Annotated in this window: 7 protein-coding genes; 4 read left to right on the top strand and 3 right to left on the bottom strand. The window is 71.1% G+C overall.

Features of this window, described 5'->3' with window-relative positions:
• Nucleotides 1-15 precede the first annotated feature (15 nt).
• A complete protein-coding gene (locus tag OYE22_RS00780) occupies nt 16-5,028 on the top strand; it encodes a type I polyketide synthase (RefSeq protein WP_277318554.1) in 5,013 nt (1,670 codons plus the stop codon).
• 137 nt (nt 5,029-5,165) lie between these two features.
• Here the strand turns inward: OYE22_RS00780 and OYE22_RS00775 are convergent, their stop codons facing one another.
• A complete protein-coding gene (locus OYE22_RS00775) occupies nt 5,166-5,723 on the bottom strand; it encodes a GNAT family N-acetyltransferase (RefSeq protein ID WP_277318553.1) in 558 nt (185 codons plus the stop codon).
• A 16-nt stretch (nt 5,724-5,739) separates the two neighbouring features.
• Here OYE22_RS00775 and OYE22_RS00770 point away from each other — a divergent pair, with 16 nt between their 5' ends.
• Nucleotides 5,740-5,898 (top strand): hypothetical protein, encoded by a 159-nt coding sequence (locus OYE22_RS00770; RefSeq protein ID WP_348652171.1) that lies wholly within the window; start codon nt 5,740-5,742, stop codon nt 5,896-5,898.
• Nucleotides 5,899-6,063: 165 nt separating this feature from the next.
• Here the strand turns inward: OYE22_RS00770 and OYE22_RS00765 are convergent, their stop codons facing one another.
• A complete protein-coding gene (locus OYE22_RS00765) occupies nt 6,064-6,699 on the bottom strand; it encodes a TetR/AcrR family transcriptional regulator (RefSeq protein ID WP_277318552.1) in 636 nt (211 codons plus the stop codon).
• A gap of 148 nt (nt 6,700-6,847) precedes the next feature.
• Here OYE22_RS00765 and OYE22_RS00760 point away from each other — a divergent pair, with 148 nt between their 5' ends.
• Nucleotides 6,848-7,606 carry an SDR family oxidoreductase gene (locus OYE22_RS00760; RefSeq protein ID WP_277318551.1) on the top strand — a complete coding sequence of 253 codons (759 nt, stop codon included), beginning with the start codon at nt 6,848-6,850 and terminating at the stop codon, nt 7,604-7,606.
• An 82-nt stretch (nt 7,607-7,688) separates the two neighbouring features.
• On the opposite strand, the gene OYE22_RS00755 is transcribed toward OYE22_RS00760, so the two are convergent.
• Nucleotides 7,689-8,537 carry an alpha/beta hydrolase gene (locus OYE22_RS00755; RefSeq protein ID WP_277318550.1) on the bottom strand — a complete coding sequence of 283 codons (849 nt, stop codon included), beginning with the start codon at nt 8,535-8,537 and terminating at the stop codon, nt 7,689-7,691.
• 422 nt (nt 8,538-8,959) lie between these two features.
• Between OYE22_RS00755 and OYE22_RS00750 the strand changes: the two genes are divergently transcribed.
• Entirely contained in the window at nt 8,960-10,219 is a 1,260-nt protein-coding gene (locus OYE22_RS00750; protein WP_277318549.1) for a cytochrome P450, read from the top strand.
• The last annotated feature ends 60 nt before the right edge of the window (nt 10,220-10,279 follow it).

Here is a 10,279-nt window from a genome sequence, read left to right as displayed (position 1 = left end):
CAGGAGCGAGAACTGATGTCGGACACCGAAGAGAAGCTCCGCCAGTATCTGAAGCGGGTCACGGTGGACCTCGGCCAGGCGCGCCAGCGGCTGCGCGAGGTGACGGAGCGGTCCCAGGAGCCGGTGGCCGTCGTCGGCATGGCCTGCCGCTACCCGGGCGGCGTGCGAGGCCCCGAGGACCTGTGGAACCTCGTCGCCTCGGGCACCGACGCCATCACGCCGTTCCCCACCGACCGCGGCTGGGACCTGGAGAGTCTGTACCACCCGGACCCGGACCACCCCGGGACCAGCTACGTGCGCGACGGTGGCTTCCTCGACGGAGCCGACCGGTTCGACGCGGAGTTCTTCGGGATCAGCCCGCGCGAGGCGCTGGCCATGGACCCACAACAGCGCCTGCTCCTCGAAGTCGCCTGGGAACTCCTCGAACGGGCCGGCCTCGACCCCGCCCAGCTCAGGGGCTCGGCCACCGGCGTGTACGCGGGAGTGTCCAGCCAGGACTACCTGTCGCGCACCCCGCGCATTCCCGAGGGCTTCGAGGGGTACGCGACCACCGGCAGCCTCACCAGCGTGATCTCGGGACGCGTCGCGTACACCTTCGGGTTCGAGGGGCCCGCGGTGACCGTGGACACGGCCTGCTCGTCGTCCTTGGTGGCCATGCACCTGGCGGCCCAGGCCCTGCGCCAGGGCGAGTGCGCGATGGCGTTGGCCGGCGGCGTCACCTCGCTCACCACCCCGACCGCCTACGCGGAGTTCTCCCGCCAGCGCGGCCTGGCCCCCGACGGCCGGTGCAAGTCCTTCGCGGCCTCCGCCGACGGCACCGGCTTCTCCGAGGGCGTCGGCCTGGTGCTCCTGGAACGCCTCTCGGACGCCAGGCGCAACGGCCATCGCGTGCTCGCCGTCATCCGTGGCTCGGCCATCAACCAGGACGGCGCCAGCAACGGCCTCACCGCCCCCAACGACGCGGCCCAGGAGCGGGTGATCAGGCAGGCGCTGGAGAACGCGCGCCTCGCCCCCGACCAGGTGGACGCCGTGGAGGCGCACGGCACCGGCACCTCGTTGGGTGACCCGATCGAGGCACAGGCGCTGCTCGCGACCTACGGCCAGGACCGGCCCGACGACCAGCCGCTGTGGCTGGGTTCCATCAAGTCCAACATCGGCCACACCCAGGCCGCCGCAGGCGTGGGCGGCGTCATCAAGATGATCATGGCGCTGCAACGTGAGACGCTCCCCGCGACCCTGCACGTCGGCCGCCCCACCCCGCACGTGGACTGGGAGGCCGGCGCCGTACGCCTGCTCACCGAGCCGGTCACCTGGCCCAGCGGCGAACGCCCCCGCAGGGCGGGGATCTCCTCCTTCGGCATCTCGGGTACGAACGCGCACGTGATCCTGGAGCAGGCGCCGGAGGTGCCCGTCGAGGAGTCGGCGCCCGCCGCGCCCGAGGCCGTGACGGCTACGGGCAGCTATGTCCCGTGGGTGCTGTCGGCTCGCAGTCACGCCGCGTTGCGTGGTCAGGCCCAGGCGTTGATCGAGCACCTGGCGACGGCTGTTCCGGCCGCCTCGATCACCGACATCGGCTGGTCCCTGACCACCACCCGCACCACCTTCGACCACCGAGTCGTCCTCACCGCCCAAAACCACGACGAACTCCTCGCGGGCCTCCACGCACTGGCCACCGACACCACCCACCCCACCCTCACCAACCCCGGCACCCCCACACTCCCCACCGACCTCGGCCCCGTCCTGGTCTTCCCCGGGCAAGGGTCACAGTGGGTGGGCATGGGCGCGGGGTTGTTGGAGTCCTCGCCGGTGTTCGCGGCACGGGTGGCAGAGTGCGAGCGGGCGCTGGCGCCGTACGTGGACTGGTCGCTTGCCGAGGTGCTGCGCGGCGGGGTGGACGCCGCTGACCTGGGCCGGGTTGATGTGGTCCAGCCGGTGCTGTGGGCAGTGATGGTGTCGTTGGCCGCCGTGTGGGCGGACCAGGGGGTCAAGCCTGCCGCTGTCGTGGGGCACAGTCAGGGTGAGATCGCGGCCGCTGTCGTCGCTGGCGCGCTGTCCTTGGAGGACGGCGCCAAGGTGGTGGCGCTGCGGAGCAAGGCACTACGCCGCCTTGCCAGCGGCGGCGCCATGGCCTCGCTGGCGTTGAGTCAGGACAAGGCTGAGGAGTTCCTGGCCGGGCTGGGTGAGAGCGCGGCGGGTGTGGGCATCGCGGCCGTCAACGGTCCCGGCTCCGCCGTGGTCTCCGGACCGCCCGAGCAGGTTCAACACGCCGTCTCCGCTCTGGAGGCATCAGGCGGCCGGGCCCGGCTGATCGACGTGGACTACGCCTCACACAGCCCACAAGTCGACGAGATCGCCGACGAACTGCACGAGGTGTTGGCCGGTATCACGCCCACCGGAGCCGAGGTGGCGTTCTACTCCACCGTCACTGCCGAACGTATCGACACCACCACCCTGGACACCGCCTACTGGGTCACCAACCTGCGCGAACAAGTCCGCTTCGCCGATGCCGTACGCCAGCTCCTGGCCGACGGCCACCGCGTCTTCATCGAAGCCAGCACCCACCCCGTCCTGACCGTCGGACTCCAAGAAGCCTTCGACGAAGCCGGGATCGAAGCCGCCGCCGTACCCACCCTCCGCCGCGAACACGGCGGATTGGAGCAGTTGGCACAGTCCGTAGCACAAGCCTTCACCGCCGGTGTGAACGTGGACTGGACCCGCTGGTACCCCAGCAACCCCACACCCCACGTCGTGGACCTCCCCACCTACGCCTTCCAACGACAGCGCTACTGGCTCCCCGACATGCTGCCCGATCTTGCCGCTCCCAGCGGTCAGGAGGGCGAAGCCGCGTTCTGGGGCGCTGTTGAGCAGCAGGATCTGGGGGCGCTCGCGGAGACGCTGCGGGTTGGCGATGGTGGGGGCGCGGCCGGTGAGGGTGCGCGCGCCTCGCTCGGCGCGGTGTTGCCGCTGTTGTCGGCGTGGCGGCAGGCGGGGCGTGAGCGGTCGATCGCGGACGGCTGGCGGTACCGGGTGGAGTGGCATCGGCGTACCGACCTCGGGACGCTGTCGGAATCGGCCGAATCGTGGCTCGTGGTGTGCCCGTCGGGGGCCGCTGACGAGTGGGTCGAGCTGTGCATCCGTACGTTGGGGGCAGGCGGTGACCGGGTGCGCCGGCTGGTGGTGGGGGAGTCCTACGGGCGTGCTGAGCTGGCCGCCGCGCTGCGGGACACGTACGCGGACGAGGCCACCGCGCCGACCCGTGTTCTCTCGCTCCTCGGGCTCGACGAACACCCGCACGCTGATCACGAGGGCCTGGTCGACGGCGTCGCCGGGACGCTCGCGCTGGTGCAGGCGCTGGTCGACGCCGAGGTGCGGAGCCCCCTGTGGTGTGCCACCCGTGGCGCGGTCGCCGTCTCGGCCGACGAGAGCGTGGACTCGCCCACGCAGGCCCAGATCTGGGGGCTCGGTCGGGTGGCGGCGTTGGAACACCCCGCGCTGTGGGGTGGGATCGTGGACCTGCCGCCCGCGCCGGATGACGTCGACCCCGGCCCGCTGCGCGCCGTTCTCGGCGGAGCGTCCGGCGAGGACCAGGTGGCGCTGCGCGGGGGCGGGGTGTGGGGGCGCCGTCTCGTGTCGGCGGGGCTGGGCGAACGAGAGCCGGAGCGGCCCTGGCAGCCTCGTGGCACCGTGCTGATCACCGGTGACGCCGACGGGCCCGCCGCGTACACCGCCCGCTGGGCGGCCGAGCGCGGTGCCGAGCGGGTGTTGTTGCTGGGACGAGGCGGAGCCGAAGCGGCCGGTGTCGCGGAGCTGACGGCCGAACTGGACACGCTCGGGGCCGTTCTGGAGGTGGCTGACTGTGCGCCGATCGACCGGACGGCCGTCGCGCGCCTCGCGGCGCGCCTGGCCGACGAGGGTGCCCGGATCGGCACGGTCATCCACACCTCGGTCACCGGGGAGCTGGCGCCGCTGACCGACCTCTCGCCCGCTGACCTCGCCGAGGCCGTCGCCGCCAACCTGGTGGACGACGGGCCTCATCTGGACGAGCTGTGCGGCCTGGGCCCGGAGGACACGGTGGTGTTCTTCTCCACGGTGGCCGCCTCCTGGGGCAGCAAGGACCACGGCGCCTACGCCGCGGCCGCCGCCCACCTGGACTCGCTCGCGCGGCAACGCCGGTCCGCGGGTCGTCGGGCGACGTCGGTGACCTGGGGACTCTGGGACCTTGCCGCGCCCGGGGCGGCTGCCGGGCCGGACTCGGAACTCGGTCAGCACACGGAGCGGCTGCGCCGGCAGGGGCTGACCCCACTCGATCCCGGGCTCGCCACGGCCGCCCTCGGTCGGCTGCTCGACCACGACGACCCGCACCTGGCCGTGGCCGACGTCGCGTGGGACCGGTTCGCGCCGCTGTTCACCATGGCTCGGCCGAGCCCGCTGCTCGACGGCGTGCCGCAGGCCCGGCGCGCGCTCGACGCCGCCCGCGAACCGGACGCCGGCGCACCGGGCGACGGCGCGGCCGCCCTACGAGAGGAGTTGGCCGCCCTGCCCGCGCCGGACCGCACCGAACGGCTGCTGACGGTCGTACGCGCCCAAGTGGCCTCCGTACTGCACTATCCGTCACAGGACGCGGTGGACCCCGACCGCCCCTTCAAGGAGCTGGGGTTCGATTCCATCGCGGCCGTGGAACTACGCAACCGGCTGCGCGGCGCGACGGGACTCACCCTGTCCACGACGCTGGTCTTCGACTACCCGACTCCCAGCACGCTGACCGAGTACCTGCTCACCCAACTCCTGCCCTCCGGCGCGGACCAGGCACACCCGGCTCTGGGTCGCATCGACGAGGTGGAGGCCGCGCTCGCCGAGCTGCCCGCGGCCGACCCGCGCCGTACGGGTCTGGTGAACCGGCTCCAGGCGCTGCTGTGGAAGTACTCCGCCGCGACGACCGACACGGCGCCCCAGGGCGGGACCGACGAGGACCTCACCGACGCCACGGCCGACGAGGTGTTCGCCCTCATCGAGGAGTTGGGCGCGTAGTAGCCCTCGCCGCCCCTGCCGTCGGTGACAACCGTTGCTCGGCGCCGCCGTCCGGTGTCCGGGTGATGCGGCGGCAGGGGGCGGGGGCGTGGGTCCCTGTTCCCAGCGTGGTCGATGGCCGTGGACGGAACAGCCAGTCAGGCGAACGCGTGCAGTTCGGTCACGGCGAGGGTTTGCTCCGCGCCATGGGCCTCGAACGTGCCGACGGGCTGGAAGCCGAGGCGGGTGGCGAGCCGGCGGGAACGCTCGTTGGCCGTCTGGGTGACCACCAGGACCGGTTGGTCGGGCAGCTCGTCGGCGACGGCACGCAACAGGCCCGTAGCGGCCTCGAACGCCAGCCCCGCTCCCCAGCCGCGCCGCCGGAGCAGGTAGGTGAGCTCCAGCTCCCCGCCTTCCTCGGTGACGTGGCCGGGGAGGTCCGCGGCGCGCCGGTCGAGTACCAGCGTCCCGAGGCACGCGTCGGAATCCCGGTCGGCGATGACGTACGCGCCGGCCTTGTCCGCGACGGCGCCGACGCCGTTCGCGGCGAAGTACCGTTCGACGGCGTCGCGGGGCCGCGCACCACCGAGATGCGCACGGACCTGCGGATCGGTCTGAAGATCGATCAGACCGTCGATATCCGCGTCGTGTGCCTTGCGCAGCCGGAGGCGAGTGGTGGGGATCTCCGGAGCGGAGATCGTGGGCCATGCGTTCATGCGCTTCATTGTCCCGATGACCGAACACGACGAGGCGACGGCCGTCCCGCCGTTGACACGGGCCTGGGTCCGCCGGCACCTGGGGCCGGGGGAGTGGATCGCCGGGGCCGAGGCACTGCACGGCGGCATCACCGCTGCTGATGCCGCAGCCGGCGGGCCGGACCGTCCTCGCTGATGAGGGGGGCTCCAACCTCGCACTCCTGCACGGACCAGCGTAGGGTGCGCGGTTGGCCGAGGCGTACGACGCCCGGATGCCCTGCTCGCGGCGGGCCCTGCGCTGTGTCGTGAAGGCGTCGTGGCTGTTGCCCTTGCGCGTCAGCGTGGAAGTTCCGGCTGCCGGTCAGGCCGGCGGGACGGGGGTGTGTCTGGCGAGCATCGTCTGGACGGCCTCTTCGACGGCGTTGTGGATGTCGGAGGTCGCGGGGTTCCAGTCGGTCAGCAACATGCGCGGCCACAGGACGTAGTTGGCGATCATGCCGAGGAACTGGTTCGCGGCGCTCTCGGCGTCGGGCACATAGGCGTTGCCGGCCTCGTGCTCGGACTCCAGGTAGTGCTGAACGGAGGCGAAGTAGGGCAGCTTGCCGAGCTGGAACTGGGTCCGTCCCAGCTCGGGGAAGCGAGGTAGTTCGGCGATGACGATGCGGAACAGGTCCGCCATGCGGGGCTGGCCGATCAGGTCGGCGTAGCGGTGGCCGATGGCTGTCAGCCCGGAGCGCAGGTCCCCCGCCTGTGGCCGCGCGGCGGCGTCGCCGGCGTCGCGCTGCCAGGACTCGGTGACGATGGCCTCGAAAAGGGCCGCCTTGGTGGGGAACTGCTTGAACAGGGTGGACTTCGAGACCCCGGCCGCTTCGGCGATCCGCGCGAGGGAGGTGCCGTCGTAGCCACGGTCCAGGAACAGTTCCGTGGCCGCGGAGATGATCGCCTCGCGCTTCTGCTGGGCGAGCCCGCGGTGGTACGCGGTGAGTTCTGCTGGCATGCGAAGAGTATGCCGTAGCTCCGAGGCGAGTCACTTGACTCACATCAGAGGGTCCGCCTACGGTGCGCCAGTAAGGCGAGTCGAGTGACTCGCATCTGGTCTGGGGGCGCCTGGGCGCATCCTGGTTGTCGCACGGTGGAGGACGTTCATGACGATCGACAAGGTCGCTCTGGTGACCGGTGCAAATCGCGGCCTCGGCCGCAGCGCGGCCGTCGCCCTGGCCGCACGCGGGGTGCGGGTCGTGGTCACCCACCGCGGTGATGTGGCCGGGGCCGAAGTGACGGTGGAGCGGGTGCGCGCCGTGGGTGGGACCGCCGCTGTGCTCCGGCTCGACATCAGCGACGTCTCCTCCTTCGCGTCCTTCACCTCCGAACTGAACGCGCGGCTGGAGAGTTGGGGTACCTCGCGGCTCGACATCCTGGTCAACAACGCGGGAGTGGGGGTCTTCGGGCCGCTGGAGGCTGTCACGGTCGACGACTTCGACACGGTGATGGGCACCAACGTCCGGGGCACGTTCTTCCTCATACAGTCGCTCGTGCCGCTGCTGGCCCGGGGCGGCCAGGTCATCAACGTCTCGTCGTCGCTGACCCGCCACACCAGCCCCGCCACCTCGGTCTACTCCGCCTCGAAGGCCGCCGTCGAAGCTCTGGGTCGTACCCTCGCCGCGGAACTCGGCCCGCGCGGCATCCGCGTCAACTCCATCGCCCCGGGGCCGACCGCCACCGACTTCAACGGTGGAGCGATGCGGGACGACGCCGGAATGCGCCAGGTTCTGGCCGGGCAGACCGCGCTCGGCCGCGTCGGCGAACCCGAGGAAATCGGCGACGCCATCGCCACGCTGGCCTCCGACGGCCTGCGCTGGGTCACCGCCCAGCGCGTCGAGGTCTCCGGGGGCGCCTTCCTGTGACCGGTGCCCCTCCACGGGCATGTCCAGGCCCGGCCCGGCTTGTCCTCACCGGCCGCGGGTCCCGGTCGGGCCCGCCGCCGGCTCATCCCGCGCCGCGTGCCAACTCCAGGAGATCCGCCGCCACTTGTCCGGGGCGCTGTACGTGCAGGTCGTGCTCGGAGTCGGGGTACTCGCGCAGGGTGGCGTGGCGTAGGGGGGCCGTGGTGTTCCGCACGCGGGTGCGGATGCGGTCCGCGAGCGGGGGCAACGCGCCCTTGGGGATGGCGACCATCAGCAGCGTGGGCACGTCGACGTCCGCGTACCAGGGCACCGGGGGCTCGTCCCAGATGCTGCGCAGGATCGACATGTGCTGGTCGTGCGTCATGCGCTGGGTGAGCGTGCCGTCCGGGTGGACGCGCATGGTGGCGACGGCCGCGTCGATCGCCGCCGGCGACCAGTCGGGGTGGATGGTGCGGAAGTACGCGCTGATGCTGTCCACGGTGGCGCCGTCGAGCGCGCCGGGGCGCAGGGCCGCCACGAACGCCTCCCAGGAGGCGAACGCCGCCGACGGTTCGAGCCAGCCGCCGTCCACCAGGGCGAGGGCGGAGACCAGCTGTGGGTTCTCGGCGGCGAAGCGCACCGAGACGTTGCCGCCCCACGAGTGTCCCGCGACCACCACCCGCTCCAACCCCAGGAACGCGCAGGAGGCGACCAGGTCGGCGACGGCGGTGCGGGTGTCGTAGCCGGTTTCGGGCGTGTCGGATTCGCCGTGGCCGCGCAGGTCCACCGCGTACACCGGGTGGTCCGCGGCGGCCAGGTGGTCGGCGACCTCGTCCCAGAGCTGCGCGTTGGAGGCCATGCCGTGCACCAGGAGGAACGCCGTGGCCGCGGTTCCCGGCCGGTGCCGGAAATGCAATTTCACGTCATCGGTTACGGGGACGGAGAGATCCATGGCGAAAAGCCTAGCGCGTGAACAGGTCGCCATCCGAGCCCTGTTGATATTACGGTTCCCTAAATTGCCGGCAAATTAGCCGCACTTAAGCGAGAGGGGCGATGCTGTTCCGTGCTGGACCACCTGAACGCAGCAGGTTCCGTGACGACGGTGCAAGTGGCTCCACCCGGAGTCTATCGGAATCCTCAACCGCAGACATAGTGTCGGCATTTCCCTTCCCGAGTGCCCGGAAAGCAAGGCAGGGCTTTCCGGTCGGAGCGATGACGTCGCAGTGCGATTCCCCGCTTGCGGCGATTTCATGGTTTCCGGCGACTTTCTTTGCGAGCGGTGCGTGCGCGCCGTAGGCAGGGAAAACGCGCCCCTCTTCCGCGCGAGCTGGTCGTCCTTCCCCCGACCTTTCACTTCGCGCGAAACGAGGCGCCATGTACCCACCCGTCTCCAGGTTCGACGACGTCACCAAGATCAACCTCACGGACCTCGCCTTCTGGTCGCAGCCGTTCGGTGATCGCGACGCGGCCTTCGCCGCGCTGCGCAGGGCGCCGGGCCCGATGCACTTCCGTGAGCCCGCGATGCCCGGGTATCCGCACGGGTCCGGCTATTACGCGCTGGTGCACCACGCCGACATCGCCGAGGTGAGTCGACGGCCGCAGGACTTCTGCTCCGCGCCGACCGGGATCAGCATCGTGGACCTGCCGCAGGAGTTCAACAACTTCTTCGGCTCGATGATCAACATGGACAATCCGCAGCACGCGCGACTGCGCCGGATCGTCTCCCGCGCCTTCGGGCGCGGCATGGCGGCGGAGTTCGAGGCGGCGTCGCGGAAGGCGGCCCGGCAGATCGTCGACGACCTCATAGCGACCGGCCCGTGTGACTTCGTACGCCAGGCCGCCGCCATCATGCCGATAGCCGTACTGAGCGGAATGATGGGCATTCCCCCCAGTGACTACGAGTTCATCTACGACCGCTCGAACATCATCGTCGGCACCTTCGACCCGGAGTACGTGCCCCGCCTCGACCAGGCGACGCCGGCCCTGTTGCGCACCTCGCGCGAGCTGGGCGACTACATCGCCCGGCTCGCCGCCGACCGGATGAAGAATCCCACCGACGACCTCATCACCCGCCTGGTGCACGCCGAGATCGACGGCGAGCGGCTGACCCCCGAGGAACTGTCCTCCTTCTTCATCCTCCTGGTCATCGCGGGCATGGAGACCACCCGCAACGCGCTCTCCCGTGGTCTGGTGCTGCTGACCGAACACCCGGAGCAGCGGGAGTTGCTGCTCTCCGACTTCGACGCGTACGCGCCGCGCGCCGTCGAGGAGATCCTGCGCATGGCGACCCCCATCAACTGGATGCGCCGGACGGCGGCCCGCGAGTGCGAGGTGGGCGGACACACCTTCGCCAAGGGCGACAAGGTCCTGCTCTTCTACTGCTCGGCCAACAGGGACGAGAAGGTGTTCGCGGACCCGTACACGTTCGACATCACCCGGGACCCCAACCCGCACCTGACCTTCGGCTCCGTCGGGCCGCACTTCTGCCTCGGCGCCCACCTGGCCCGCATGGAGGTCACCGTCTTCTTCCGCGAACTCTTCGGACGGTTGCCGCACATCCGCAGCGAAGGCGAGCCCAGGCGGCTGGTCGCCAGTTTCGTGGAGGCCATCAAGCACGTGCGGTGCGTGTTCTAGGCGACAGGGCCGCCTGCTAGGCGACAGGGCCGCCCGCTGTGCGGCAGTGCCGCCGCACGG

It is taken from the genome of Streptomyces sp. 71268, from assembly GCF_029392895.1.
In the GTDB taxonomy this organism is placed as follows: domain Bacteria; phylum Actinomycetota; class Actinomycetes; order Streptomycetales; family Streptomycetaceae; genus Streptomyces.
The sequence above is the reverse complement of the archived record's forward strand: the minus strand, read 5'-3'. Positions and strand labels throughout refer to the sequence as shown.